Origin of the sequence: Nocardioides sp. R-C-SC26 (assembly GCF_021246465.1) — a bacterium.
GTDB lineage: Bacteria > Actinomycetota > Actinomycetes > Propionibacteriales > Nocardioidaceae > Nocardioides.
The window spans coordinates 1-25,625 of the sequence record NZ_JAHRHK010000025.1; the positions used below are offsets into that span (position 1 = coordinate 1).

Genomic DNA, 25,625 nt, shown 5'->3' on the forward strand with positions numbered 1-25,625 from the left:
ACCTTCCCGCGGGTCCTGGCGCGCTACGTGCGCGAACGGGGTGTGCTCGACTGGCCTGAGGCGGCCCACCGGATGACCGGTCTGCCGGCCGCGGCGTTCGGGGTTCCCGACCGCGGCGTGGTGCGGCCCGGAGCCGTCGCCGACCTCGTCGCCTTCGACCCCCTCGCCGTCGCCGATCGCGCGACGTACGCCGACCCGCTGCGACCGCCGGTCGGCATCGGCTGGGTCATGCAGGCGGGGCGGCTCGCCGCCCTCGACGGCACCTGGACCGGTCGGCGCGCCGGCATCCGGCTCAGCCCGGACTGATCCGCCGGCCCCACGGCGCCATCCAGCTCCCGAACCGCACCCCCACCCCCTCCCGAAAGGCACCACGATGACCCTGACGACCGGCACCACCCGCAGCGGACGCCGTCCGCTGCGCACCCTGTTCGCGCTCGGCGCCGTCTCGGCCATGCTGCTGACCGCGTGTGGCGGCGAGGACGACAAGGACACCGGACCCGACCTGAGCAAGGCCGACCAGTCGTTGCGCGACCTGCTCCCGGCCGATGTGATCGAGGCCGGCGAACTCCAGATCGCCTCCGACATCCCCTACCCGCCGTACGAGTTCTACGACACCGACGGCAAGACCCTGCTCGGCGTCGACCCCGAGCTCGCGGAGAAGATGGGCGAGTTGCTCGGCATCGACTTCGTCTTCAACGTCGTGGCCTTCGACACCATGATCCCGGCCATGGAGGCCGGCAAGTTCGACATCGCGATGACCGGGATGGCCGACACCGTCGAGCGCCAGAAGAAGGTCGACTTCGTCGACTACATGTCCAACGGCGGATCGTTCCTGGTGATGGCAGACGGCGACGTCAAGCCGACCGAGCTCGCAGGTCTGTGCGGTACGACCGTCGGTGCGCAGTCGGGCACCGTGATCACCCAGGTGCTCAAGCAGAACGCCGGCGCCTGTCCGGCGGCGGCCGCGCTGGAGATCAAGGAGTTCACCCAGCAGGACGACATCATCTCGGCGCTGCGCAGCGGTCGGCTCGACGTGGCCGTGATCCCGTCCGGGTCGGCGGCCTACCTGGTGAAGACCACCGGGGACGAGTTCGAGGTGACCCTCACGGTGCCCGGTGGCCCGCTCGGCATCAGCGTGCCCAAGGGCAACGACGAGCTCGTCGAGGCCCTGCGCGCCACGCTGCAGAAGCTGATGGACGACGGCACCTACGAAGAGGTGCTCGACAAGTACGGCCTGATGGAGGACAACTCCTGGCCGAAGGCCGAGGTCAACGCCGGCACCGAGTGACTCCGGTGGCCGGCCGGTGGGACCTGCCGGCCGGCCATCGGTCCGTGCCGCCAGATTCCCCGTAGTCCCCGTAGTGCTCCGAGGGATCGGGGCGACCCAGACGACGAGCCGCGACGAGACCGGCCGAGAGGGAGATGCGACGTGAGAGGTCAGACGTGGAGGGCGAGATGACCGTCCGCAACGGGAGCCGCACGGTGGCGCTCGACGGGCCGGGCGGCGAGTTCGGTGACGGCGCGGCCGGGCGGGTGCCTGACGTCGTCCCCGTACGACCGTTGCGCCGGCCGGGCAGGTGGGTCGCCACGGTCGTGGTGGCGGTGCTGGCCGCCGCCGGCATCTACTCGGTGGCGACCAACGAGCGTTTCGAGTGGGACGTCGCCTGGGAGTACTTCCGCTCCGAGCAGCTCATCGACGGCGCGTTGATGACGCTGCGGTTGACGGTCTTCGCGATGGCGATCGGCATCGCGCTCGGCATCGTCGTCGCGGTGATGCGCCAGTCCGGGGTGTGGCTGGTCGAGCGGGTGGCCGACTTCTACGTCTGGTTCTTCCGCGGCACACCCGTCCTGGTGCAGATCTTCTTCTGGTACAACATCGCCTCGCTCTATCCCGACCTGAACCTCGGCATCCCGGGCATGGACCCCTGGCTCAGCGTCGATGCCAACGAGGCGATCACGCCGCTGATGGCCGCGATGCTGGCGCTCGGTCTCAACGAGGGCGCCTACATGTCCGAGATCGTGCGAGCCGGTCTGCTCTCGGTCGACGAGGGCCAGATGGAGGCGGCCCAGTCGCTCGGCATGTCGCGGCTGCGGGCGCTGCGCCGAGTCGTGCTGCCCCAGGCGATGCGGGTGATTATTCCGCCGACCGGCAACGAGACGATCGGCATGCTCAAGGCGACGGCGTTGGTCAGCGTCGTCGCCGTCGCCGACCTGCTCTACTCCACCCAGGTGATCATCGCGATGACCTTCCAGACGATTCCGCTGCTCATCGCCGCGAGCGCCTGGTACATCGTGATGACCACGGTCCTCTCGATCGGGCAGGGCTGGCTGGAGCGGCACTTCTCCCGCGGTGCGCTGGCACATCCGCCCGACCCGTTCTGGGTGCGGTGGCGCACGACGATGACCCGCTTCCACGCGCCGCGGCCCGTCCAGAGGACCGCGGCGACCGAACCCGACCAGGTCGAGGGGGGACCGCGATGAGCGAGCCCATCGTGAAGATCCGTGACGTCCACAAGAGCTTCGGACGCAACCACGTGCTGCGCGGAGTGTCACTCGATGTCGCGGCCGGCGAGGTCTGCTGCGTTATCGGGCCCTCGGGCTCGGGCAAGTCGACCCTGCTGCGCTGCATCAACCATCTGGAGAAGGTGAACGGAGGCCGGATCTGGGTCGAGGGGCAGATGGTCGGCTACGCCGACCACGGCGACCACCTGCGGGAGCTCCCCGACCGCGAGGTGCACCGGCGCCGCGCCAGGATCGGGATGGTCTTCCAGCGCTTCAACCTCTTCCCCCACAAGACCGCGTTGGAGAACCTCGTCGAGGCACCCATCGGCGTGCTGAGGGAGCCACGCGCCGAAGCCGAGGCGCGAGCACGCGCCCTGCTGGAGCGGGTGGGCCTGGCCGACAAGGTCGACGCCTACCCCCGACACCTCTCCGGCGGGCAGCAGCAACGGGTGGCGATCGCCCGAGCGCTGGCGATGCGGCCGCAGGTGATGCTCTTCGACGAGCCCACCAGCGCCCTGGACCCCGAGCTCGTCGGCGAGGTGCTCGCGGCGATGAAGGACCTCGCGATGGAGGGCATGACCATGGTCGTGGTCACCCACGAGATCGAGTTCGCGCGCGAGGTCGGCGACCGGGTGGTCTTCATGGACCAGGGCGTCATCGTCGAGGAGGGCACTCCCGACCAGGTACTCGGCGACCCCCAGCACGCGCGCACCCAGCACTTCCTCGCGCGGGTCGGCTGATGCGCGCCGTCGACCTGCTCTCGCCGCCAGCGCGTGCGTTCCTGAAGACCCGTCCCTTCGGGGGAATCCCGCCGCTGCCGCGCCCCGACCTCTGGCTGCCGCGCGTGCGCGCCCAGCAGGCACGCGACCGTCGCGCGGAGGTCGAGACGGTGGCTCGGGCGCATCTCGAGCCGGCCGTGCACGGCACCTGCGCCGACGTTCCGGTGGTCACGTGGACACCGCGCGAGCCGGCCCCCGGTGCGGGCAGCCTGGTCTACCTCCACGGGGGCGCGTACGTGCTCGGCTCGGCCTACGACGTCAGCGGCGCGCTGCTCGCCGCCACGACCGGACGGCGGGTGGTGAGCCTCGACTACAGCCTCGCGCCCGAGGCCGTCTACCCCGTCGCGCTGGAGGAGTCGATCGCGGTGTGGTCGGCGCTGCGTGCCGATCAGACCGGCCCGCTCGGGCTGGTCGGCGTCTCGGCCGGCGGCAACCTCGCGTTGGCCACGGTGCTCGAGCTGGCAGCGCGGCGGGTGCCGCTGCCCGACGTCCTCGGACTGATGACGCCGTGCGTGGACCTCCGGCTCGTCGGCGACAGCCACGAGTCGAACCGGCGCCGCGATCCGGTGCTGGCGAGCCGCCGTCAGATCGAGATGGCAGTGCGACTGTTCCTGGCAGGCGCCGATCCGCTCGACCCGCTGGTGAGCCCGGTGTTCGCCGACTTCGGTGCCGTGGACGGCTGGCCGCCCACGATGATCACCACCGGTACCCGCGACCTGCTGCTCAGCGATGCGACGCGCCTGTACTGGCGGATGCGCGATGGCGGCGCCGAGGTGCACCTGCGCGTGTGGGAGGGCATGTGGCACGGCTTCACCTCCGAGTCCGAGGTTCCCGAGGGGGAGCTCGGGCGTCGTGAGCTCGGCGCCTTCCTCGTCGAGGGCCTCCAGCAGGCGGCGACGTGAGCGCGCCGGAGTCGCTCGCCACGCCGGCCCAGCGGTTGGCCGCGCTGGTGCGGCATCGCACCGTGAGCGAGCCGGACGAGCACGACCCGGCCGCCTTCGCGGCGTTCCGCGAGACCTTCGCCGCTGCCTACCCGCGCCTGCACGGGCTCGAGACGGTCTGCTTCGACGACGGCACCCTGCTCTTCCATCTGCCGGGGGAGTCCCCCGAGCGCCCGATGGTGCTGATGGCCCATCACGACGTCGTCCCGGCTCCGGCCGAGCAGTGGTCCTTCGATCCGTTCGCCGGCGTCGTCACCGACACCGAGGTCTTCGGCCGGGGCACGCTGGACGACAAGGGGCCGCTGGTGTGCATCGCGGAGGCGGTCGAGCGTCTGCTGGGTGGGGAAGAGCGCCCCGCCCACGACGTCTGGGTGCTCTCCGGGGCCGATGAGGAGACCGTCGGGTACGGCGCCTCACGTGCGGCCGACCATCTTCGTGACCGCGGCGTCCACCCCTGGCTGGTGGCCGACGAGGGCGGCGCCATCGTCACCGACCACGTGCCGGGGGCCACCGGCCCGGTGGCCCTGGTCGGCGTCGCGGAGAAGGGCAGCGTCGACGTCGGGCTGCTCGCGATCGGCGGTGGCGGGCACACCTCGATCCCCCTGCCGGACGGCGCCGTGGCGCGGCTGGCGCGCGCGATCGTGGCGATCGACGAGCACGCACCCGAGCTCCTGGTCAGCCGCGCCGTGGAGGCCATGGCGGCCGCCCTCGGGCTGGGCGCGCTCGACGCAGGCGAACTGGGTGAGCTGCTCCGTGGGATGAGCCACGAGACGGCGGCGCTCGTCTCGACCACGATGGCCGTGACCCGGCTCAGCGGCAGCCCCGCCGACAACGTCGTCGCCTCGGAGGCCCGCGCGACGGTCAACGTGCGGCTGGCGCCCGGTGATGATCGCGCTCGCCTGCGCGAGCGTCTGGAGAAGCTGCTAGCGCCGCACGGCGTCCTCGTGGACTGGATGCGCGGCGACGATCCGTCGCCGGTGTCGCGCACCGAGGGTCCTCAGTGGGCGCACGTCGTCCGTGCAGCCGGAGCGCTGGGCGACCACCCGGTGGTGCCGTACGTGCAGACCGGCGCGACCGACAGCCGGTTCTTCAGCCGCTTCTGCGACGCCGTATACCGGTTCGCGCCGCTGTCCATGGACGCCGGGCAGCGCGCCAGCATCCACGGCCCGGACGAGCGCGTGAGCATCGCCAGCCTCGAGCTGGGGGCGGAGTATCACCGCAGTCTGCTGCTCCACCCGTGGTAGCCGGCCAGGCGCCGCAGCGGGAACGAGAGACGGGGTGGGTCGGCACCGACCGGTGCCGACCCACCCCGTTCACACGCGAGTGGAGCCGCGCTCAGCAGATCAGAGGCCCTGCTTCATCGCTGTGCGCAGGTCCTTGTTGAGCTGGGAGATCACGTCGAGCGGGATCTCCTTGGGGCACGCGCTGGCGCACTCACCGATGTTGGTGCAGCCGCCGAAACCCTCGTGGTCGTGCTGCCCGACCATATCGACCACGCGCGACCAGCGCTCCGGCTGGCCCTGCGGCAGCTCACCGAGGTGGGTGATCTTGGCGCCGAGGAACAGCGAGGCCGACCCGTTCGGGCAGGCGGCGACGCACGCACCGCAGCCGATGCAGGTGGCGACGTTGAACGCGCGCATGGCCTTGTCACGCGGAGCCGGCACCGAGTTGGCCTCGGGCGCGGAGCCGGTGTTGGCGGAGATGAAGCCGCCGGACTGGATGATCCGGTCGAACGCCGAACGGTCGACGACCAGGTCCTTGATGACCGGGAAGGGGTCGGCGCGCCACGGCTCGATGGTGATCGTGTCGCCGTCGGAGAACGAGCGCATGTGCAGCTGGCAGGTCGTGGTGACCTCCGGCCCGTGCGCCTCGCCGTTGATCATCAGCGAGCACATGCCGCAGATGCCCTCACGACAGTCGTGGTCGAAGGCCACCGGCTCCTCGCCCTGGGTGACGAGCTGCTCGTTGAGCAGGTCGAGCATCTCCAGGAACGACATGTCGGGGGAGACGCCGTCGAGGGGATAGGTCTTGATCTCGCCCTGGGCGGTCGCGTTCGCCTGTCGCCAGACCTTGAGCGTGAGCTTCACTTGTAGGACCTCTGCTTCATCTCGATCGCCGTGTAGATCAGGTCTTCCTTGTGGAGGACCGGCTGGCCACCCTCGTTGGAGTCGCCGCCCCACTCCCACGCCGCGACGTAGGCGAATTCCTCGTCGTGGCGCAGCGCCTCGCCGTCCTCGGTCTGGGACTCGCCCCGGAAGTGGCCGCCGCACGACTCGCGGCGGTTGAGCGCGTCGACGCACATGAGCTCGCCCAGCTCCAGGAAGTCGGCCACGCGGCCGGCCTTCTCCAGGTCCTGGTTGAGGTTGTCGGAGGCGCCCAGCACCTTGACGTTGGTCCAGAAGTCCGCACGCAGCTCGCGGATCTTGGAGATGGCCAGCTTCAGGCCCTCCTCGGTGCGCTCCATGCCGCAGTACTCCCACATGATGGCGCCGAGCTCCTTGTGGTAGCTCTCCACCGAGCGGGTGCCCTGGATCGCGAGGAACTTCGAGACCCGCTCCTCGACCGCGCGCTGGGCGGCGACGACCTCGGGGTGGTCCGCCGCGACCTTCTCGAACGGACCGTCGGCGAGGTAGTCGCGGATGGTGTTGGGGAGCACGAAGTAGCCGTCGGCCAGGCCCTGCATCAGCGCCGAGGCACCGAGGCGGTTGGCGCCGTGGTCGGAGAAGTTCGCCTCACCGGTGACGAAGAGGCCCTCGATGTTGGACTGCAGGTGGTAGTCGACCCACAGGCCGCCCATCACGTAGTGCACCGCGGGGTAGATCCGCATCGGCGTCTCGTACGGGTTCTCCCCGGTGATCCGGGCGTACATGTCGAGGAGGTTGTCGTACTTCTCCTCCACCCCGTGCTTGCCCAGGCGGGCGATCGCGTCGGCGAAGTCGAGGTAGACGCCGCGGCGCACCATCCGCTGCTCGCCGTCGGGGCCGATCTCGGCGACCTGGGGACCGACACCGCGGCCCTCGTCGCACATGTACTTCGCGGCCCGCGAGGCGATGTCGCGCGGCACCAGGTTGCCGAAGGAGGGGTAGATGCGCTCGAGGAAGTAGTCGCGGTCCTCCTCGGGGATCTCCCGGGGGTCCTTCTCGCAGTCCGCGACGTTCTTGGGCACCCAGATCCGACCGTCGTTGCGCAGCGACTCCGACATCAGCGTCAGCTTCGACTGGTGGCTGCCGGTGACCGGGATGCAGGTGGGGTGGATCTGCGTGTAGCAAGGGTTGGCCATGTAGGCGCCCTTGCGGTGCGCACGCCACGCTGCGGTGACGTTGGATCCCATGGCGTTGGTCGAGAGGTAGAAGACGTTGCCGTACCCGCCCGAGGCCAGGACGACGACGTCGGCCAGGTGGGTCTCGATCGCGCCGGTGACCATGTCGCGGGTGACGATCCCGCGGGCCTTGCCGTCGACGACGATCAGCTCGAGCATCTCGTGGCGGGTGAACTGCTCCACGGTGCCGGCGGCGACCTGGCGCTCCATGGCCTGGTAGGCGCCGATCAGCAACTGCTGGCCGGTCTGGCCCCGCGCGTAGAAGGTGCGCGAGACCTGCACGCCGCCGAAGGACCGGTTGTCGAGGAGGCCGCCGTACTCGCGGGCGAACGGGACGCCCTGGGCCACGCACTGGTCGATGATGTTCGCGCTGACCTCGGCCAGGCGGTACACGTTGTTCTCGCGGGCACGGTAGTCGCCGCCCTTGACCGTGTCGTAGAAGAGACGGAACGTGGAGTCGCCGTCCTCCTTGTAGTTCTTGGCGGCGTTGATGCCGCCCTGCGCGGCGATCGAGTGCGCCCGGCGCGGGGAGTCCTGGTAGCAGAAGGACTTCACGTTGTAGCCGGCCTCGCCGAGCGTCGCGGCCGCAGCGCCACCGGCCAGGCCGGTGCCGACGATGATGATGTCGAGCTTGCGGCGGTTGGCGGGGTTGACCAGTCGGTTCTCGAACTTGCGCGTGGTCCAGCGGTCCTTGATCGGGCCGGCGGGAGCGACGGGGTCGACGATGTTCTCGCCGAGGACGTAGAAGCCCTGCGCGTCGTCGGAGATCTGGTTCGACGGGCCGTTGAGCGGGGTGAGTCCGTCGTGGAGGGTGGATCCAGCCATGGCGTGGACTCCTTACTTCTCGATGATGCCGAGCAGGACGGACAGGGGAACGGCGGAGAAGCCGCCGGCGACGACGACGGCCAGCACCCAGCCCGCGGTCTTCGCGCGCTGGCGCGAGCTCGCCGTGTTGGTCAGGCCGAGAGTCTGCAGTGCGCTCCACGTGCCGTGGTGCAGGTGGAAAGCCAGCGCGACCATCGCGACCAGGTAGATGATCGTCATCCACCACACGTCGAAGGTGTCGACCAGCAGGCTGTAGGGGTCGCCTGCCGCGGCGCCCGTCTCACCCGTCTGCACGTTCACCTTGCCGAAGGTGAAGTTGACCAGGTGCCAGATGATGAAGAGCAGCAGCGTCGCCCCGCCCCAGCGCATCGTGCGCGAGGAGAGCGAGGAGCCCTTGTTCTTCTTCACCGCGTACTTGACCGTGCGGGCCTGCCCGGCGCGGCGGGCGAGCACGACGGCGCACACCACGTGCACGATCAGCGCGGCCAGGAGCCCCACGCGCATGATCCAGATGAAGCCCTCATAGGGGAGCAGCGGCTCGCCGAGCTCGCGCAGGTGATGCGCGTACTCGTTGAACTTCTCCTGGCCACCGAAGGCCTTGAGGTTGCCGTACATGTGCCCCAGAACGAAGCCGATGAAGGCTGCGCCGCTGGCGGCCATGAGGAGCTTCAGGGCGATGGTCGATCGCGTCGAGCGCGATCCCTTCGCCAGGGACTTCGAAGGTGTCGTCACTGCCACAGAGGAACACTCTACGACCGCTCAGGCCTCTGGTGTGACGTGAACCATGCGAGATCGGTGTGACATAGGTCCGGTTAGGACACCCTCACACGACGATTCGCCGAGGCGAGCTCGCGATAGGTGGCCGCCAACTCGTCGACGGCGACGCTCCAGGACCTCGCCGCGGCGAGCTCGCGTCCTCGCCGTCCGAGGAGGTCGCGCCGGGAGTCTCCGGCCACCATGGCGACGGCGCGCGCCAGGGCGCGGGGCTCGGAGGCGTCGTAGGCCAGGCCGTTCTCGAGCGGCCGCACGACGTCGCGGGCACCACCGGCGCGCGGTGCGATGACCGGCACGCCGGCGGCGCCCCCCTCGCGCAGGGCGTGTGAGCAGGTCTCGTGCTCACCGGGGTGCACCAGCAGGTCGAGGCTGGGCATCGCGATGGTGAGGTCGCCGGTGTGCAGGGTCCCGGTGAACTTGGCACCGGGGAGGCGGGACTCGAGCCAGCCGCGCTGCGACCCGTCCCCGATGACGACCGGCCGGATGCCCGGAACCTCGGCGAGCTCGGCCAGCCGCCGCACGCCGTGGCGCTTCTCCAGACGGCCGACGAACCCGACGACGACCAGCGGGCCCTGGGCCGAGCGTGCCCGCGACCAGGAGTCGTGCAACCACTGGTCGCGCAGGTCGGGAGTGAACGCGGCAGCGTCGACGCCGGGACGCCACAGCTGCGCGCCGACGCCGAACTCGTTCAGCCGGTCGACCATCCAGGTCGAGGTGACCAGCACTCGGTCCGCGCGCTCGGCGATGCGGTTGCGCCAGTAGTCGGCGCTGAGGTCGAGCACCGGCGACTGTTCGACGACCAGGGTGGGGATGCCGTCGGCGTGGCAGTGCTTGAGGGCCTTGCGCCCGAGCGCGCCCGGCGAGGCGATGTGCACGACGTCCGGGGCGAACTGGTCGATGGCGGCACGGACCTGAGGCCCGGTGGGCTCGAGTGGTCGGATCCGCACGACCTGGCTCGTGCGGTATGTCGTCAGGCCGGGGCTGGGCGCGATGACCCGCACGGTGTGACCCAGGTCGACGAGCCGGTCGGCGACGGCCTTGAGCGTGGTCGTGGTGCCGTCCACCGCGGGGTAGAAGGTCTCCGTCACGAGCGCGATCCTCATGACCTCAGGTTTCCTCGCGCCGGGGGCTGATCGGTGCCGCGGATGTGGACCGGGAGTGAACGCTGGGGAACGAACGTCGGGCATCGCCAGGGCGGTGCCGGGCCGGGTCAGCCCCGGCGGGCCATCGCCTCGAGCCGGGCGATCCGCTCGCGCATCGGGGGATGTGTGGCGAAGAGATCCTTCACGCCGCTTCCGCGGAACGGGTTGGCGATCATCATGTGACTCGCGCTGACCAGCTGGGGCTCGGGGCGCAGAGGACGTGCCGCGACGCCGTGCTCGAGCTTGTTCAGGGCCGAGGCGAGCGCGAGAGGGTCCCCGCACAGCCGCGCGCCGTCCTCGTCGGCGTCGTACTCGCGAGTGCGACTGATCGCCATCTGCACCACACCGGCGGCCAACGGGCCGAGGATCATCAGCCCGATCGCCGCGATCGGGTTCGGCCGGTTCTCGTCGTTGCCGCCGAAGAACAGGCCGAAGTGCGCGAGGAACGTGATGGCGCTGGCCAGCGCACCGGCCACCGAGGAGGTGAGGATGTCGCGGTTGTACACGTGCATCAGCTCATGGGCCAGGACGCCGCGCAGCTCTCGCTCGTCCAGCAGTTCGAGGATCCCGGTGGTGCAGCAGACCGCCGAGTTGGCCGGGTTGCGACCGGTCGCGAAGGCGTTGGGTGCTGCGGTGGGGGAGACGTAGAGGCGCGGCATCGGCTGCTGCGCTCGCGCCGAGAGCTCGCGCACGATCCGGTACATGGCGGGCTGCTCGGCCTCGGTCACCGGTCGTGCCCGCATCGCGCGCAGCGCGAGCTTGTCGGAGTTCCAGTACCCGTAGGCGTTCATGCCCAGTGCGAGCACGAGGGCGATGAGCAGTCCGCCGCGGCCGAACAGGCCGCCCACGAGGATCACCGCGGCGGACAACCCACCGAGGAGGAGGGCGGTCTTGAGACCGTTGTGGTGGCGGTGCCCGATGGGAGAGGAGTGCTGATGGCTCACATCAGGTCCAACGAGTGGGTGCTCTCCAGTCGTTCCCGCCGTCGGGGTGATCTCAGCGTCCTCACAGGTCAGGCCCGACGAGCGGTCGGGGACCTGCTCGTCGCGGATCTCAGATGCCGACGCCGAGGAAGGTGATCCGTGCCGACATCGCACCGCTCGAGCGCTTGGTGCACGTGTACGTGGTGCGCCCGTCGTCGCGGCCGGCCTTGCGCACGCAGGTGAAGCCCGTGAAGGAGTAACGGGGCTCGCCCTGCTCACGCTCGGCACGTGCGGCGACCTTCCTCGCCGTCGGGCAGGCGACCCGGTCGGCGCGGATCTTCTGCACGCCGTAGTGGCCGCTGCCCACCGTGGTGCCGGGGCTGAAGCTGACCTCGCCGCAGTCGGTCCAGGCGGCCGCGTAGGCAGGGGCGGAGAGCGCCGACGGCGGGAGGGGAGCCACCGTGAGGACGGCGGCCGCTGCCACGGCCGCGAGGGAGCGGGTCGTCATGACCGCACGCTACGCCCGGACAGAGACGATGGACAGGGGATCGGACCTCGCTCGGGAGCGAGATGCCTGCGGTGGCGACCGTCCAGAAACCCCATGTCGTGATCGGGGTGGGTGCGGCGCATCCTAAAGTTCGCCTCATGACATCGGGGACCACGGAGCCGGCGGCGCCGGTCGACGAGCCGGACCGTCTCGATCTCGCCCAGCCCGAGGACACCGCCACCCGCGCGGACTGGGAGGCCGAGACGGCGAAGGTGCTGCGCAAGACCAAGCGCCTGGGCGACGACGACGCCGACGAGCTCGTCTGGAGCAAGCTCACCCGCACCACGCTCGACGGCATCGCCGTCACCCCGCTCGGCACGCCGGATCTGCTCGACGACCTCGCCACCGCTGGTCGCCCGACCCGCGTCGGCGCGTGGGACATCCGCGCCCACCACGGCGCGGGTGAGGCGAAGCTGGTCAACGAGGCCGCCTTGGTCGACCTCGAGGGCGGAGTGACCTCCTTGTGGCTGGGCGTCGATGCCGACACCGACTACGCAGCCCTCCTCGACCAGGTGCTGCTCGACCTGGCACCCGTCGTCCTCGACGCGCCGGCGGAGGCCCAGTCGGCCGCCGCGACCCGTTTCGTGGAGTACCTGGCCGGCCGCGAGGTGCACCCCGACACGAATCTCGGCGTCGACGCCTCCTCGGCCACCCCCGAGATCGCCGACACGGCGCTGAAGGCCGGAGTCGTGGCGTTCGTGGTCGACGCGACGCGCGTGCACGACCGCGGCGCCTCCGACGCCCAGGAGCTGGCCTACAGCCTTCTCGTCGCCGCCCGCTACCTGCGCAGCCTCACCGACGCCGGAGTCGCGCTCGCGGACGCCGCAGGGCTCGTCGAGTTCCGCTATGCCGCGACCGGAGAGCAGTTCCCCACGATCGCCAAGCTGCGCGCCGCGCGCCGGCTCTGGGCCCGGATGCTCGAGCTGAGCGGCGCGGAGCTGGTCGACCAGCGTCAGCACGCGGTCACCAGCCGCCCGATGATGAGCACGTTCGACCCGTGGGTGAACATGCTGCGCACGACCGTCGCGGCGTTCGCCGCCGGCGTCGGCGGTGCGGACGCCGTCACGGTGCTGCCGTTCGACAGTGCGCTCGGTCGCCCGGACGGGTTCGCCCGCCGGATCGCCCGCAACACCTCGCACCTGCTGATCGAGGAGTCGCACGTCGCCAAGGTCGCCGACCCGGCCGGCGGCTCGTACGCGGTCGAGAAGCTGACCGACGACCTCGCCGTCACCGCGTGGCGGATCTTCGGCGAACTCGAGGAGGGGGCCGACCTCGATGCGTTGATCGACGAGGTGGTCGCGGCCCGCGAGAAGCAGGTCGCCACCCGCAAGCGTCCGCTGACCGGTGTCAGCGAGTTCCCGAACCTGGGCGAGTCGCTGCCCGAGCGCGTGCCGGACGGCACCTGGGACGACGTCCGCCCCTACGGCGCGAGCTTCGAGGCGCTGCGCCTCGCGCCCGCCGCGCGGCCGGTGTTCCTGGCGACGCTGGGCACGATCGCCCAGCACACCGCGCGCGCGACCTTCGCCAGCAATCTGTTCGCCGCGGGTGGCGTCGCGGTCGAGGTCGCCGGGCCCACCGACGGTGTCGACGCCCTGCTCGCGGCCTACGCCGGTCAGCCGGTGGTGTGCCTGGCGGGCTCGGACGCCGCCTACGCGGAGTGGGGCGCCGAGGCGGCCACGGCGCTGCGCGGTGCCGGTGCGACGCACGTGATCATCGCGGGCAAGGCGGCCGACTACGCCGACGACGCCTGCAGCATGGGAGTGGACGCGTTGGCGTTCCTGGGCCGGACGCGGGAGGCGTTGGCATGAGTACGGTTCCGAAGAGCTTCGCGGGGCTCGACCTGGGTGGTGCGGCTACCCCCACGACCGCGGTCGCCGCGGGTGAGTCCTGGGCCTCGCCCGAGGGCATCGACATCCTGCCGATGTACGGCCCCGAGCACCTCGAGGGTCTCGACGCGCTGGGCACGTGGCCGGGCCTGAGCCCGTTCCTGCGCGGGCCCTACCCGACGATGTACACCACGCAGCCGTGGACGGTCCGTCAGTACGCCGGCTTCTCCACCGCAGAGGAGTCCAACGCGTTCTACCGCCGCAACCTTGCAGCCGGTCAGAAGGGCCTCTCGGTGGCCTTCGACCTGGCGACGCACCGCGGCTACGACTCCGACCACCCGCGTGTGCGCGGCGACGTCGGCATGGCCGGCGTGGCGATCGACTCGATCTACGACACCCGGGTGCTCTTCGACGGGATCCCGCTCGACGAGATGTCGGTGTCGATGACGATGAACGGCGCCGTGCTTCCGGTGCTCGCGCTCTACGTCGTCGCGGCCGAGGAGCAGGGGGTGAAGCCGAGCCAGCTCGCGGGGACGATCCAGAACGACATCCTCAAGGAGTTCATGGTCCGCAACACCTACATCTATCCGCCGTCGCCGTCGATGCGGATCATCTCCGACATCTTCGCCTACACCTCGGCGGAGATGCCGCGCTTCAACTCCATCTCGATCTCCGGGTACCACATCCAGGAGGCCGGCGCGACGCAGGACCTCGAGCTCGCCTACACCCTGGCCGACGGCGTGGAGTACATCCGCGCCGGGCTCGAGGCCGGCATCGACATCGACAAGTTCGCGCCGCGCCTGTCGTTCTTCTGGGCGATCGGCATGAACTTCTACATGGAGATCGCCAAGATGCGCGCAGCGCGTGCACTGTGGAGCCGCCTGGTCCGGCAGTTCGACCCGAGCAACCCCAAGTCGCTCTCGCTGCGCACCCACAGCCAGACCTCGGGCTGGTCGCTCACCGCGCAGGACGTGTTCAACAACGTGGGCCGCACCTGCATCGAGGCGATGGCCTCGACCCAGGGCCACACCCAGAGCCTGCACACCAACGCCCTCGACGAGGCGATCGCGCTGCCGACCGACTTCTCCGCCCGCATCGCGCGCAACACCCAGCTGATGCTGCAGCAGGAGAGCGGCACCACCCACACGATCGACCCCTGGGCCGGCTCCTACTACGTGGAGAAGCTCACCCACGACCTCGCCGAACGCGCCTGGGCGCACATCTGCGAGGCGGAGGAGGCCGGTGGCATGGCCGCGGCCATCGAGCAGGGCATCCCCAAGCTGCGCATCGAGGAGGCCGCCGCTCGCACGCAGGCGCGCATCGACTCCGGCGCGCAGAAGGTCATCGGCGTGAACACCTTCCGGCTCGCCGCCGAGGACCCGCTCGACGTGCTCAAGGTCGACAACGACGAGGTCTACCGCCAGCAGTGCGCCAAGCTGGAGCGGCTGCGTGCCGAGCGGAACGCAGACGACGTCGCCTCCGCGCTGGAGGCCCTGACGAACTCCGCCGAACGCGGCGCGAGCAAGGGCAGCCTCGACGGGAACCTGCTGGCGCTCGCCATCGACGCCGCGCGGGCCAAGGCCACGGTGGGGGAGATCTCCGAGGCGCTGGAGAAGGTCTACGGCCGGCACCAGGCCGTCATCCGTACGATCAGCGGCGTGTACCGCGACGAGTCCGCGCTGAGCCCCGACGGCACCTCGCTGGTCTCCCAGGTGCTGGAGGCCACCGCTGCGTTCGAGGAGTCCGAGGGCCGTCGACCTCGCATCCTGGTGGCCAAGATGGGTCAGGACGGGCACGACCGCGGCCAGAAGGTGATCGTCTCCGCCTTCGCCGACATGGGCTTCGACGTCGACGTGGGCCCGCTCTTCTCCACGCCGGAGGAGGTGGCCCAGCAGGCCGTGGACGCCGACGTCCACATCGTCGGCGTCAGCTCGCTGGCGGCCGGCCACCTCACCCTGCTCCCCGCGCTCAAGGCGGCGCTGGCCGAGCAGGGCCGTGACGACATCATGGTCGTCATCGGCGGCGTCATCCCACCCGACGACGTGCCCACGCTGCAGCAGATGGGCGCGGCCTCGGTGTTCCTGCCCGGAACGGTGATCGCGGAGTCGGCGCTGGACCTGCTCGCCAAGCTGCGCGACCAGCTGGGTCACTGACGCCGAGCCTCGGTGTCGGAGACGTCCCGCATGCGACCGATCGACGTCCAGGCCCTCGTCGCGGGCATCGACGAGGGGCGCCGTGCCGCCATGGCGCAGGCGATCACGCTGGTGGAGTCCACCCGGCCTGAACGCCGCGCCCTGGCCCGCGACCTCCTCGCCACGCTGACCGAGCGGGACACCTCGGGGGTTCGCTCACCCGCGGTGCGGGTCGGCATCTCGGGCGTGCCCGGCGTGGGGAAGTCCACGTTCATCGAGGCGCTCGGATCCCGTCTGACGGCGGCGGGGCACCGCGTCGGTGTGCTCGCGGTCGATCCCTCCTCGGTACGCACCGGCGGTTCGGTGCTCGGCGACAAGACCCGGATGGCGCAGCTCTCCGTCGACCCGAACGCCTTCATCCGCCCCTCGCCGTCGGCCGGCACCCTCGGCGGCGTCGCCCGCGCGACCGTGCAGGCGATGGCAGTGCTGGAGGCCTCGGGATTCGACGTCATCCTCGTCGAGACCGTGGGAGTGGGGCAGTCGGAGGTGACCGTGGCCGGCATGGTCGACACGTTCCTCTTCCTCACCCTGGCCCGCACCGGCGACCAGCTGCAGGGGATCAAGAAGGGCATCTTGGAGATCGCCGACGTCATCGCGGTCAACAAGGCCGACGGCGACCGCGAGCTCGAGGCTCGCTCGGCGGCGCGCGAGCTGGCCGGTGCCTTACGGATGGTGCGTGGGCACGACGAGTGGGCGCCGCCGGTGGTGACCTGCTCCGGCCTGACCGACGTCGGGGTCGACGACCTCTGGCAGCGCATCCTGAGCCACCGCGAGCACCTCGGTGCCGACGGCCTGGCGGCGAAGCGCGCCGAGCAGCAGCTCGACTTCACCTGGGCACTGGTGCGCGACGAGCTCGACCAGCGACTGCGTCACTCACCCGGCGTCCGGGCGATCCGCGACGACGTGCGCCGCGACGTCCTCGCCGGGGAGCTGCCGGCGACGCTGGCGGCGGATCGGCTCCTCGCGGCCTACGACGGCACCTGATCGAACGCCGTCCCGCCCGAGGGTGCGGCGCGGGGGAGCGGTGACGTGCTGAGGAACTGTGGCTGCAGCTTCCTGCGCAGGTCCCCGCTCGCGACGGCCCCGGGGACGAAGGTGCCTGTCGCTCACCGCCCCCCGACGGTGAGCTGGCGTGGCCGGGCCAGCCAGCCCGCCGGACTACAGTGACCGGGTGTCCGAGACAGTCGCGCTGATCGCCGAGGTCGTCGCCAAGTACGACGCCGAGCTGATCGAGCTGCGCCGCGACCTGCACCGCCACCCGGAGCTCTCCTGGCACGAGCAACGCACCACCGAGCTGGTGGCCCACCGCCTGGAGGCAGCAGGGTGGAGGGTCGAGCGGATCGAGCCCTCCGGTCTGGTCGCCGAGATCGGCGAGAGCGGACGTGACGCGGGCGTCGTCGCGCTGCGCGCCGACATGGATGCGCTGCCCGTCGACGACGTCTCGGGTGAGCCGTGGGCGAGCACGAGGCCGGGCGTGGCCCACGCCTGCGGGCACGACGTCCATGTCGCGTGTCTGATGGGTGCGGCGCTGGCGCTGGCCGAACTCCACGAACGCGCGCTGCTTCCTGGTCGGGTGCGACTGCTGTTCCAGCCGGCCGAGGAGGTCATGCCGGGCGGTGCGCGGCGGCTGGTGACGCACGGAGTGCTCGACGGCGTCACCCAGATATTCGCGCTGCACTGCGACCCCGGTGTCGACGTCGGCCGCGTCGGGGTGCGAAGCGGCGCGCTGACCAGCGCGGCCGACCGGCTCGAGGTGCTGCTCGAGGGCACTGGCGGGCACACCTCGCGCCCCCACCTGACCGGCGACCTGACGTTCGCACTGGCCAAGGTCACCTCCGAGCTGCCTGCGGTGCTGAGTCGCCGGATGGACCCGCGCGCCGGGGTCTCGGTCGTCTGGGGCGTCATCGCCGCCGGCTCGGCACCGAACGTGATCCCCGACCACGGCCGCGTCGCGGGCACGGTGCGGATCCTGGACGCCGTCGCCTGGACCGGGTGCGAGCCGATCGTGCGCGAGGCCGTGCACGACATCGTGCGGCCCTACGGCGTGAACGCCGTCGTCGACTACCTCCAGGGTGTGCCGCCCGTCGTCAACGACCCTGCGAGCAACGCGCTGATCGGCGCCGCCGTGCGCGAGATGCTCGGCGCCCACGGGTCGACCCCGGTGCCGCAGAGTCTCGGTGGCGAGGATTTCGGGTGGTACCTCGAGCAGGTGCCGGGCGCGATGTTCCGGCTCGGCACCCGCACCCCCGGCGGCGCCGTCTACGACCTGCACCAAGGCAACCTGCGCGTCGACGAGCGCGCGATCGGTGTCGGCGCCCAGGTGCTCGCCCGCGCCGCGACCCTCGCCCTGGCAGCACCCACGCCAGTCTGAGGAGGTCGCCCTGCGACCCGCCCACCCGGTGTCGAGGAGCGAGCGCAGCGAGGCGACCACCCGCCACCCGGTGGTCGAGCTCGTCGAGACCCTCATCAGGTCTCGAGACGCAGTTCTAGGTCTTCCGGTAAGGCAGTCCGACCGCGGCGGGTGCCCGGGAGCGGCCGACGAGCCCGGCCACGGCGAAGATCGTCACGACGTAGGGCAGCATCAACATGAACTCGCTCGGCACGGGAGAGCCCAGCACCGAGAGCACGCCCTGCAGGTTCGAGGCGAAGCCGAAGAGCAGCGCCGCCAGGGTGGCGCGAATCGGGTCCCACTTGCCGAAGATGACGGCGGCGAGCGCGATGTAGCCGGCACCGCCGGTCATCTCCCGGTTGAACTGCGGAACCGACACCAGCGTGTAGAAGGCCCCGCCCATCCCCGCGATGGCGCCGGCGAGCAGCACCGTGCGGTAGCGCGTGCGGTTGACGTTGATGCCGACGGTGTCGGCGGCCTTCGGGTGCTCGCCGACGGCACGCACGCGCAGACCCCACTTGGTGCGGTAGAGCGACCACGTCACCAGCGCGACGGCGATGTAGAGCAGATACACGATCGGCGCCTGGCGGAACAGGATCGGCCCGATCAACGGGATCTCGCTCACCACCGGGATGTTCCACGCCGAGAAGCGGGGAGGGGAATTGAGGTCGGCCGCATTCGGCGCCAGGACCTGGGTGAAGAGGAAGCTGGTGATGCCGATCACCAGCACGTTGAGGACGACACCCACGATGACCTGGTCCACGAAGTAGCTGATCGCGAACAGGCCCAGGATCAGCGCGACCACCGTGCCGGCGGCCATCGCGCCGAGCACGCCGGCCCAGACCGATCCTGTCAGCGACCCCACGAGTGCGGCGGCGAAGGCCCCGGCGAGCAGTTGCCCGTCGATCGCGATGTTGACGACGCCGGCGCGCTCACCGAGCACGCCGCCGAGGGCGCCGAACACCAGCGGAACCGCCAGCAGCACCGAGTTGCCGAGCAGGCTGACGACCGGGACCGTACCGCCCGCAGCCGCCCAGGAGAGGAAGCCGGTCATGGCGAGCAGGGAGTACACCGCGACGAGCCAGATCGGCGTCGAGCGGCGCTTCAGATAGCGTCGCCAGGACTCGGCGGCGATCACGGCGAGGAGCACGATCATCACCCAGGCGGTGTTCTCCGCCGGCACCGTGATCTCGGGAAGCTCGAAGAAGTCGGTGGACCGCGCGAGCCGGAAGGTGGTCTCGCCGTCCTGCGATCCGAAGCCGACCGCGGCGGCGAGTCCCGCTGCGATCAGGGTCAGCAGGACCGCGGCCTTGCGGCTGACGACGGCGATGACGGCCGGGGCCGCCTCGGCCGGGGCGGTGCCCTCGACGGTCGGGGTGCTGCTCGGCGGGGTGCTCACTTCGCCTCCTTGGTGGGCAACCGGAAGAGCGCCCTGATGAGCGGCGGGGCCGCGATGAACAACACGATGAGCGACTGGATGACGAGCACGATGTCGACCGGGATGCCCTCCGAGGCCTGCATCGCGAAACCACCCGACTTGAAGGCGCCGAAGAGAAGGCCGGCGCCGAGGATGCCGAGGGGGTGGGAGCGCCCCAGGAGCGCCACCGTGATGGCGTCGAAGCCGATCCCGGCGTCGAGATCTCCGGCGACGCCGCTGGTGACCGTGCCGAGCACCTGGTTGGTGCCCGCCAGGCCGACGAGTGCGCCGGCGATGAGCATGGCGTAGATGTAGGTGCGGCCGACGTCGATGCCGGCGGTGCGCGCGGCGTGGGGGTTCGCACCGACGGCACGGAACCGGTAGCCCAGCGCCGAGCGATTGAGGATCCACCAGACGACGGCGACGGCGACGAGTGCCAGGAGGAAGCCGAGGTGCAGCCGATAGGTGTCGCCCAACAGACGCGGCATCTGGGCGTCCTTGGGGATCGGCAGCGACTTGGGGTTCACGGTGCCGGGAGCCTGCAGCAGGCTCTGCTGGGAGAGCGCGTAGAACACCAGGAAGTACCCGACATAGTTGAGCATGATCGTCACGATCACCTCGTGCGCCCCGGTGCGGGCCTTGAGCAGGCCGGCGAGGCCGGCCCACAATGCGCCGGCGACCATGCCGGCGATGATCGCCAACGGCAGCAGCAGCGGCGCGGGCAGATCGACGTCGATCGCCACCCAGCCCGCCGCCGCCCCGGCGAGCAGCATCTGGCCGCGACCGCCGATGTTGAACAGTCCGGCGCGGAACGCGAGGCCCACGCCGAGGCCGGCCGCGATGAGCGGGCCGGAGAACTTCAGGGTCTCGGTCAACGGCCGGATGCCGGTCTCGAAGTCGGTGGCGCGGGTGTTGTAGATCGAGCCGCGGAACAGCGCGGAGTAGGCGCCGGAGATGGCGTTCCAGGCTGCGGAGAGGAAGTCGCCGGGACGGGAGAAGAAGTAGGCCGAGGAGTCGCGCACGGTCTCGTCGGTGAAGAGGATCAGCAGCGAGCCCACGGCCACGGCGAGCAGCACCGCCAAGAAGGCGATGAGCGCGTTCCCCGTCGTGATGGTGCGGAACAGGTTGTGCCAGTGTCCGTTCACCGGCGGCAGCGGCTCATCGGCCTCTGGCGGTGGCGACCCCTGCGGCGCCGCCCCGGGCCGCGACGCGGCGGTGCTTCCCGACTCCGGGGAGCCGGGCAGCTCCTCTCCGCTCTCGCTGGAGGGGTTCTGGGATTCGTCCTGCTCAGGCGAGGTCACGCGACAACTCCTTCGGGCCGCTCTCCGGTCATCATCAGGCCCAGCACCTCACGAGGGGTGTCAGCCGGCACGATCCCGACGATCCGACCGCGGTACAGCACCATGATCCGATCGGCCAGCGCCACCACCTCGTCGAGCTCGGTAGACACCACGAGCACCGGGATGCCGGTGTCGCGGGTCGCGACGATCTGCTTGTGGATGAACTCGATCGAGCCGACGTCGACCCCGCGGGTGGGCTGCGCGGCGACGAGGAATCGGAGATCCTTGCTCAGCTCGCGGGCGACGACGACCTTCTGCTGGTTGCCGCCGGACAGATTGCCGGCGTGGGTCGAGATGCCGGGCGCCCTGACGTCGTACTCGGTGAGCTTCTCCTGGGCGAAGGCCTCCAGGCGGCCCAGCTGCAGGGAGCCGGCGCGCACGAAGGGCGGTCCGAAGCTCCGGTCGAGCATCAGGTTCTCGGCGATCGTGAAGGTGCCGACGAGACCGTCGACCTGGCGGTCCTCGGGCACGAACCCGACGCCGGCGTCGAGGATCTGGCGCACGGTGCGGCCGACCAGCTCCTGACCGTCGAGAGTGATCGAGCCGAGCACGTGGTCCTGCAGGCCGAGAAGGGCCTCGGTGAGCTCGGTCTGGCCGTTGCCCTGGACGCCGGCCACGGCGAGCACCTCGCCGCCGCGGATGCTGAAGCTGACGTCGTCGACGTGCACGAGCCCGGTCGCGTCCGCGACGGTCAGTCCGCTCACCACCAGCGCGCCCTCGCCGAGGACGGGCGGCTCCTTGTGCACGGTCAGCTCGACCGGCCTGCCCACCATCAGTGAGGCGAGCTCGGCGTTGCTGGCTCCGGGGTCGGCCTCGCCGACGACCCTGCCGAGACGGATCACCGTGATGCGGTCGGCGACCTCGCGAACCTCGCGGAGCTTGTGGGTGATGAACACGATCGCGGTGCCGGCCTCCTTGAGCTGGCGCATCGTGCCCATCAGGTCGTCGGTCTCCTGCGGCGTCAGCACGGCGGTCGGCTCGTCGAAGACGAGCACCCGAGCATCGCGCGAGAGGGCCTTGATGATCTCCACGCGCTGCTGCACACCGACCGGGAGATCCTCCACGACGGCGTCGGGGTCGACGTTGAAGCCGAACCGCTGGGAGATCTCGCGGACACGGGCCCGGGCGGCATCCAGGTCCAGGACGCCGCCGAGACCGGTCGCCTCGTTGCCCAGCATCACGTTCTCGGCGACGGTGAAGACCGGCACGAGCATGAAGTGCTGATGCACCATGCCGATGCCCGCCGCGATCGCATCGCCGGGCCCGGAGAAGTGCTGGACCTCGCCGTCGAGGGCGATCTCGCCCTCGTCGGCCTGGTACAGGCCGTAGAGCACGTTCATCAGCGTGGACTTGCCCGCGCCGTTCTCGCCGAGCAGGCAGTGGATCTCTCCCGGCTCGACGGTCAGGGAGATCCGGTCGTTGGCGACCAGGCTGCCGAATCGTTTCGTGATACCGCGCAGTGCCAGCTGCATGAAGATGATCCTAGGGAAGAGAACGTGACCGGCGGGAGGAACCGACCGGAAACCGGGCGAAAGGGAGAGGGAGGCCGACCCGGGTGGGTCGGCCTCCCTCTGACTCGGTGCTGAGTTCAGCCAGGAGCCGTCAGCGGCTCACTGGTTGAGGTAGGAGTTCACCGTGATCGAGCCGTCGACGATGCCGGCCTTGATCTCGTCCAGCTCACCCTGCAGCGTGTCGGAGACCTTGTCCTCGAAGTTGTGGAACGGCGCGATGCCGACTCCGTCGTTCTCCAAGGTGCCGACGTACGGCGTGAAGTCGAAGGTGTCGTCGGCGGCCGACATGATCGCCTCGTAGGTCGAGACCTTCATGTTCTTCAGGATCGAGGTGAGCACGACGTCCTGCGTCTTCGGGTCGGTCTCGAAGAAGTCGGCGTCCACACCGATCATCGCGACGTCGTCGCCGGAGTCGGCGATCGCGGTCAGCGCACCCTGGTAGATCGGGCCACCGACGGGGAGGATGACGTCGACGTCCTGGTCGAGCAGCTGCTTGGCGGTGTTCGTGGCGGTCTGGTTGGCCTCGAAGCCGCCGGTGAAGCTGCCGTCCTCGCCGTCCCAGCCGACGACCTTGACGTCCTTGCCCTTCTCCTCGGCGTAGTACTCGGCGCCCTGCTTGAAGCCGTCCATGAAGATGGTCACGGTCGGGAAGGGCAGACCGCCGTAGGTGCCCACAACGCCGGTCGTGGTGTAGTCGGCGGCCGCGTAGCCGGCGAGGAACGCCGCCTGCGCGGTGTCGTAGAGGATCGGCTTGATGTTGGCGACATCGGCCTGACCGTCGAACGTCGCACCGTCGTCGCCACCGTCGGCCGCGTCGTCGATCAGGACGTACTCGATGTCGGGGTTGGCCGCGGCCGACTCCTTGGTGGCCGTCGCCAGGGCGAAGCCGACGGTCACGATGACGTCGCAGCCCTCGGCGACGAGGCTCTCGAGGTTGTTGCCGTAGTCGTTCTCGCTGTTGGACTCGACAGCCTTGAAGTCGGCGCCGAGCTCGTCGGCGGCCTGCTCCACGCCCTCGTAGCTGAGCTGGTTGAACGACTTGTCGTCGAAGCCGCCTGCGTCGGAGACGATGCAGGGGAGGAAGTCGGTGGTCTCGCCGCCGCTGCCCGAGGCGCCCTCGTCGTCAGGAGCGTCGCCGCACGCGGCCAGGGCCGTCGAGGTCGCCAGCAGAGCCACGCCGCCGACGAGTGCCTTCCTCATCTTCTTCATGTCGCCTCCAAGTCTGCGTCCGGCCCGGTGCCGGACGATGGGTCTCGGTACCGAAGGATGCCGGTTGGAGGCAACCTCAGGAAGAGTGTTGGCCTAAGGGTTACCGAGTTGCGACGTTGGCACCCGACGTCGCGGGGATCCACATGACGATCCGGTGGGCATTCCGCGCACAGGTGGCACACGACGAGAGGCGGGCAGGGCGATGATCGAGGCTGAGGCAGTCGACTGGACGGCGCTACGCGAGGCGGCCGTGGGCGCTGCCGATCACGCCTACGCGGCCTACTCCGGCTACCGCGTGGGTGCCGCGGCGCTGGTCGACGACGGCCGGCTCGTGGTCGGCTGCAACGTGGAGAACGCGTCCTTCGGGTTGACGCTGTGCGCGGAGTGCGGGCTGGTGTCCTCGCTGCACGCCACCGGCGGTGGGCTCCTGACCCACTTCGTCTGCGTGGACGGCGAGGGGGCGGTGATCATGCCCTGCGGACGCTGTCGCCAGCTGCTGTGGGAGCACGGTGGCGCCGAGATGCTCATCGAGACGCCGCGGGGCGTGGTGGCGATGAGCGAGGTGCTGCCGCAGGCCTGGGGCCCGGAGGACCTGAACGGTTGAGGGCCGGCCTGCGTCGTAGGTTGTGCCCATGAGTGCTCACGACGCCGTCGAGGTCATCATCGCCAAGCGCGACGGGCAGCAGCTGAGCGAGAGCCAGATCGACTGGGTGATCGACGCCTACACCCGCGGTGACGTCGCGGACGAGCAGATGTCGGCTCTCGCGATGGCGATCCTGCTCAACGGCATGGAGCGCTCCGAGATCAGCCGCTGGACGGCCGCGATGATCGCCTCGGGGGAGCGGATGGACTTCTCCTCGCTGTCGCGCCCGACGTCCGACAAGCACTCCACGGGAGGCGTAGGCGACAAGATCACGCTGCCTCTCGCTCCTCTCGTGGCCGCGTGCGGAGTGGCGGTCCCGCAACTGTCGGGCCGGGGGTTGGGCCACACCGGCGGCACGCTCGACAAGCTCGAGTCGATTCCGGGCTGGCGCGCCGCGCTGACCAACGCCGAGATGCTCGCGCAGCTGGAATCTGTCGGTGCGGTGATCTGCGCGGCCGGAGACGGCCTCGCGCCGGCGGACAAGAAGCTCTACGCCCTGCGCGACGTCACCGGCACGGTCGAGGCGATCCCGCTGATCGCCTCCTCGATCATGAGCAAGAAGATCGCCGAGGGCACCGGCTCCCTGGTGCTCGACGTCAAGGTCGGCACCGGCGCCTTCATGAAGGACGTCGCTCGGGCCCGCGAGCTGGCCGAGGTGATGGTCGGCCTCGGCACCGACGCGGGCGTGCGGACCGTCGCGCTGCTCACCGACATGGCGACCCCCCTCGGCCTGACCGCCGGGAACGCGATCGAGGTCACCGAGTCGGTCGAGGTGCTCGCCGGGGGTGGCCCCGCCGACGTCGTCGAACTCACCGTCGCGCTCGCGCGCGAGATGCTCGCCGGCGCCGGGCGCGACGACGTCGATCCCGCCGAGGTGCTCGCCTCGGGTCGCGCCATGGACACCTGGAAGGCGATGATCCGCGCGCAGGACGGCGACCCCGACGCCGCGCTGCCGGTCGCTCGCGAGTCGCACGTCGTCACCGCACCCGCCTCGGGTGTGTTGACCCGCCTCGACGCGATGGCCGTCGGCCTGGCGGCCTGGCGACTCGGTGCGGGTCGTGCCCGCAAGGAGGACCCGGTGCAGGCCGGTGCGGGTGTCGTGTGGCACGCGCGCCCCGGCGACGCCGTTACCGAAGGCGCCCCGCTCTTCACCCTGCTCACCGACGAGCCGGCGCGTTTCGAGCGCGCGCTCGCCTCGCTCGACGGCGGCTACGACATCGCCCCGGCGGGTTCGCCGGTCGAGCTCACCCCGTTGGTGATCGACCGGGTCGGTGCCTAGTGGCACGTCCGGGGAGTTCTGATGCGCTTCGCGCACCCCCGGCACGCACCCCCCGGCGTTGCCGACG

General features: G+C 70.5%; 22 protein-coding genes. 12 read left to right on the plus strand and 10 right to left on the minus strand.

All coding sequences use genetic code 11. The annotated features are described in order from the left end of the window. From KSO97_RS16450 to KSO97_RS16475, 6 genes are all read left to right on the plus strand, one after another. Nucleotides 1-306 (plus strand): amidohydrolase family protein (locus tag KSO97_RS16450; protein WP_232680852.1); only part of this gene is annotated, 306 nt, incomplete at its 5' end. Nucleotides 307-373: 67 nt separating this feature from the next. Further along, nucleotides 374-1,288 carry an ABC transporter substrate-binding protein gene (locus tag KSO97_RS16455; RefSeq protein ID WP_232680854.1) on the plus strand — a complete coding sequence of 305 codons (915 nt, stop codon included), beginning with the start codon at nucleotides 374-376 and terminating at the stop codon, nucleotides 1,286-1,288. Between the two features lie 167 nt (nucleotides 1,289-1,455). After that, nucleotides 1,456-2,481 (plus strand): amino acid ABC transporter permease, encoded by a 1,026-nt coding sequence (locus KSO97_RS16460; protein ID WP_232680855.1) that lies wholly within the window; start codon nucleotides 1,456-1,458, stop codon nucleotides 2,479-2,481. Next, nucleotides 2,478-3,242 carry an amino acid ABC transporter ATP-binding protein gene (locus tag KSO97_RS16465; protein WP_269782652.1) on the plus strand — a complete coding sequence of 255 codons (765 nt, stop codon included), beginning with the start codon at nucleotides 2,478-2,480 and terminating at the stop codon, nucleotides 3,240-3,242. The genes KSO97_RS16460 and KSO97_RS16465 overlap by 4 nt, the downstream gene beginning before the upstream one ends. Continuing rightward, nucleotides 3,242-4,183, plus strand: a complete 942-nt coding sequence (locus KSO97_RS16470; RefSeq protein ID WP_232680857.1) for an alpha/beta hydrolase — start codon at nucleotides 3,242-3,244, stop codon at nucleotides 4,181-4,183. The genes KSO97_RS16465 and KSO97_RS16470 overlap by 1 nt, the downstream gene beginning before the upstream one ends. Then, nucleotides 4,180-5,466 carry a M20/M25/M40 family metallo-hydrolase gene (locus KSO97_RS16475; protein ID WP_232680860.1) on the plus strand — a complete coding sequence of 429 codons (1,287 nt, stop codon included), beginning with the start codon at nucleotides 4,180-4,182 and terminating at the stop codon, nucleotides 5,464-5,466. The genes KSO97_RS16470 and KSO97_RS16475 overlap by 4 nt, the downstream gene beginning before the upstream one ends. Nucleotides 5,467-5,565: 99 nt before the next feature. On the opposite strand, the gene KSO97_RS16480 is transcribed toward KSO97_RS16475, so the two are convergent. The 6 genes from KSO97_RS16480 to KSO97_RS16505 all read right to left on the minus strand — a co-directional run bounded on the left by KSO97_RS16480 (nucleotide 5,566) and on the right by KSO97_RS16505 (nucleotide 11,713). Beyond that, nucleotides 5,566-6,309, minus strand: a complete 744-nt coding sequence (locus tag KSO97_RS16480) for a succinate dehydrogenase/fumarate reductase iron-sulfur subunit (RefSeq protein ID WP_232680861.1) — start codon at nucleotides 6,307-6,309, stop codon at nucleotides 5,566-5,568. Next, nucleotides 6,306-8,366 carry a fumarate reductase/succinate dehydrogenase flavoprotein subunit gene (locus tag KSO97_RS16485; RefSeq protein WP_232680864.1) on the minus strand — a complete coding sequence of 687 codons (2,061 nt, stop codon included), beginning with the start codon at nucleotides 8,364-8,366 and terminating at the stop codon, nucleotides 6,306-6,308. Before KSO97_RS16485 ends, KSO97_RS16480 begins: the two co-directional genes overlap by 4 nt. 12 nt (nucleotides 8,367-8,378) lie before the next feature. Further along, complete coding sequence (locus KSO97_RS16490; RefSeq protein ID WP_232680867.1) at nucleotides 8,379-9,104, minus strand: succinate dehydrogenase cytochrome b subunit; 726 nt, start codon at nucleotides 9,102-9,104, stop codon at nucleotides 8,379-8,381. Nucleotides 9,105-9,178: 74 nt separating this feature from the next. Beyond that, entirely contained in the window at nucleotides 9,179-10,228 is a 1,050-nt protein-coding gene (locus KSO97_RS16495; RefSeq protein ID WP_232680869.1) for a glycosyltransferase, read from the minus strand. Nucleotides 10,229-10,350: 122 nt separating this feature from the next. Then, on the minus strand, nucleotides 10,351-11,226 hold the full coding sequence (gene htpX, locus KSO97_RS16500; protein ID WP_232680871.1) for a zinc metalloprotease HtpX: 876 nt from the start codon (nucleotides 11,224-11,226) through the stop codon (nucleotides 10,351-10,353). 109 nt (nucleotides 11,227-11,335) lie between these two features. Further along, nucleotides 11,336-11,713, minus strand: coding sequence for a hypothetical protein (locus KSO97_RS16505; protein WP_232680873.1), 378 nt, complete (start codon nucleotides 11,711-11,713; stop codon nucleotides 11,336-11,338). A 137-nt stretch (nucleotides 11,714-11,850) separates the two neighbouring features. Here KSO97_RS16505 and KSO97_RS16510 point away from each other — a divergent pair, with 137 nt between their 5' ends. From KSO97_RS16510 to KSO97_RS16525, 4 genes are all read left to right on the plus strand, one after another. Continuing rightward, on the plus strand, nucleotides 11,851-13,560 hold the full coding sequence (locus tag KSO97_RS16510) for a methylmalonyl-CoA mutase family protein (RefSeq protein ID WP_232680877.1): 1,710 nt from the start codon (nucleotides 11,851-11,853) through the stop codon (nucleotides 13,558-13,560). Further along, nucleotides 13,557-15,731 carry a methylmalonyl-CoA mutase gene (scpA, locus tag KSO97_RS16515; RefSeq protein WP_232680879.1) on the plus strand — a complete coding sequence of 725 codons (2,175 nt, stop codon included), beginning with the start codon at nucleotides 13,557-13,559 and terminating at the stop codon, nucleotides 15,729-15,731. Before KSO97_RS16510 ends, scpA begins: the two co-directional genes overlap by 4 nt. Before the next feature lie 30 nt (nucleotides 15,732-15,761). After that, nucleotides 15,762-16,754, plus strand: coding sequence for a methylmalonyl Co-A mutase-associated GTPase MeaB (meaB, locus tag KSO97_RS16520; protein ID WP_232680885.1), 993 nt, complete (start codon nucleotides 15,762-15,764; stop codon nucleotides 16,752-16,754). 187 nt (nucleotides 16,755-16,941) lie between these two features. Next, entirely contained in the window at nucleotides 16,942-18,141 is a 1,200-nt protein-coding gene (locus tag KSO97_RS16525) for an amidohydrolase (protein WP_232680887.1), read from the plus strand. A gap of 115 nt (nucleotides 18,142-18,256) precedes the next feature. Here the strand turns inward: KSO97_RS16525 and KSO97_RS16530 are convergent, their stop codons facing one another. The 4 genes from KSO97_RS16530 to KSO97_RS16545 form a co-directional block, all read right to left on the minus strand. Then, nucleotides 18,257-19,558, minus strand: a complete 1,302-nt coding sequence (locus tag KSO97_RS16530; protein ID WP_232680889.1) for an ABC transporter permease — start codon at nucleotides 19,556-19,558, stop codon at nucleotides 18,257-18,259. Beyond that, nucleotides 19,555-20,877, minus strand: a complete 1,323-nt coding sequence (locus tag KSO97_RS16535; protein ID WP_232680890.1) for an ABC transporter permease — start codon at nucleotides 20,875-20,877, stop codon at nucleotides 19,555-19,557. The genes KSO97_RS16530 and KSO97_RS16535 overlap by 4 nt, the downstream gene beginning before the upstream one ends. Continuing rightward, on the minus strand, nucleotides 20,874-22,388 hold the full coding sequence (locus KSO97_RS16540) for an ABC transporter ATP-binding protein (protein WP_232680892.1): 1,515 nt from the start codon (nucleotides 22,386-22,388) through the stop codon (nucleotides 20,874-20,876). The genes KSO97_RS16535 and KSO97_RS16540 overlap by 4 nt, the downstream gene beginning before the upstream one ends. A 138-nt stretch (nucleotides 22,389-22,526) precedes the next feature. Continuing rightward, entirely contained in the window at nucleotides 22,527-23,636 is a 1,110-nt protein-coding gene (locus KSO97_RS16545) for a BMP family protein (RefSeq protein ID WP_232680893.1), read from the minus strand. Between the two features lie 202 nt (nucleotides 23,637-23,838). Here KSO97_RS16545 and KSO97_RS16550 point away from each other — a divergent pair, with 202 nt between their 5' ends. After that, complete coding sequence (locus KSO97_RS16550; RefSeq protein ID WP_232680894.1) at nucleotides 23,839-24,240, plus strand: cytidine deaminase; 402 nt, start codon at nucleotides 23,839-23,841, stop codon at nucleotides 24,238-24,240. A gap of 28 nt (nucleotides 24,241-24,268) precedes the next feature. After that, nucleotides 24,269-25,558: a thymidine phosphorylase gene (locus tag KSO97_RS16555; RefSeq protein WP_232680895.1), complete on the plus strand. Its 1,290-nt coding sequence runs from the start codon at nucleotides 24,269-24,271 to the stop codon at nucleotides 25,556-25,558. Nucleotides 25,559-25,625: the final 67 nt, after the last annotated feature.